Origin of the sequence: Aquabacterium sp. (assembly GCF_030652515.1) — a bacterium.
Classification (GTDB): Bacteria; Pseudomonadota; Gammaproteobacteria; order Burkholderiales; family Burkholderiaceae_C; genus Aquabacterium.
In genome coordinates this window covers 1-1,511 of sequence record NZ_JAUSAR010000218.1, presented here as the reverse complement: position 1 = coordinate 1,511, position 1,511 = coordinate 1, and the positions used below count along the sequence as shown (strand labels likewise).

Genomic DNA, 1,511 nt, shown 5'->3' with positions numbered 1-1,511 from the left:
TGGAGTTATGCAGAAGCTTCACCTTTGTTAGTATTTGATTATGATACTAACATATTAGCAGCTGTGTTAGATTCTGTACAAGGTGTTAAACAGGGTGATCCGGTATCTGCTTTTGCATTTGCTTTTACTGTTCAACAATTGTACAAAGATGCGCTTGCTGCTGGTGATGGTAGTGTGATTGCTGCTGCTGTACAAGATGATTTGACTATTATAGGGGATTATCGTCAAGTATTTAAGGTGTTCGATCGATTGAAAGAATTATCGCTTGATTATGGTTTGGAATTACAGGCAAACAAATGTCAAGTGCTAATGCCAAAAGGTTATGATACTGATAATGGTGTTGACTATACACCTATAGTCGATCTATGTACATCTCATAATATAACCAAATACAGTTCTCATATTCGTGTGTTAGGTGTTACACTAAGTAATGGAAACGATTCAGCTGAAGAAGAGATTCGTTTACATGTAGAGAGTGTGATAGCTAGTCATGATACATTATTTCGTTATTTAAGCCATCCTTGTATGCCTGTACAAATAGCAATGTTACTATTACGTTTATGTATGTTACCTCGTTTTATGCATTTTGCACGGTCGTTACCACCACAGTATGTTACTAAGGCTGCTATCGATTTTGATAAAGCTATTATGAAAGCGTTTGTTAATATTATGGATATACAGACAGATAGAGCACCATTGACAGAACATGAGAAATTTCAAATTGGTTTGAAAGTGTCCAAGGGTGGTATTGGTTTACGTCCTATGTTACCAATGTTACATGCATATTATTTTGCATCCGTTGTTCCTGTGTTGCCTCATTTGAAAAAGCTTTTCCCATCTAGTAAATACGATTTACTTGATTCCCCTATACATAATGATATACTTGATTGTATTATCGAATTAAAACAGCAAGGTATAACAGATGATCATATGGTGGAATTAGGTATAGTAACATCACCATTGTTAAATGCAGATGTGTCTATGGCTGGTATGGCACATGCTATGAATGGTTTATGGAACATAGCTCCAGATACCATTGCTACCACTGGTATACAACATGCACTAACAAAATGGATAGAAAACAAAGTATACGATGATTTCCTATGTTCTTTACCTGAACATGATCCTATGCGTATTCGTTTACTTAGTGCCAATGGTAAAGGTGCATCGTTATGGCAGACTGTTATACCAACTAAAAAGCTTTTGATAGTAAAAGATGAAAATTATCGTTTTGAAATGAGAACATTGTTAGGTCAATGGTATGGCTACAGAGAAGTTAAATAATCAATCTTGCCTCTGTGGTTGTATTTAAAAAGACACAACACATACTCATTTTCAAGACTGTAAGAAACAGAGTGGTGCTATCATAGCTCGTCACAATGGTATCCGTGATACACTTGTTACCTTTATGAAAGAATGTAGTGAAGGTGGTGTTGGTCATATAGAAGTGGAACCAAAAGCCAATATTTATCGTGATTCCAGTAAACCAACCAGCCGTGAACGTGGTGATA

The 1,511-nt window shown here is 35.9% G+C and carries 1 protein-coding gene; it reads left to right on the top strand.

Annotated elements, in window-relative coordinates; translation table 11 throughout:
• Positions 1-1,284, top strand: a 1,284-nt coding sequence (locus tag Q7V20_RS23890; protein ID WP_304796731.1) for a hypothetical protein, incomplete at its 5' end; no start/stop codon positions are given.
• Between the last annotated feature and the right edge of the window lie 227 nt (positions 1,285-1,511).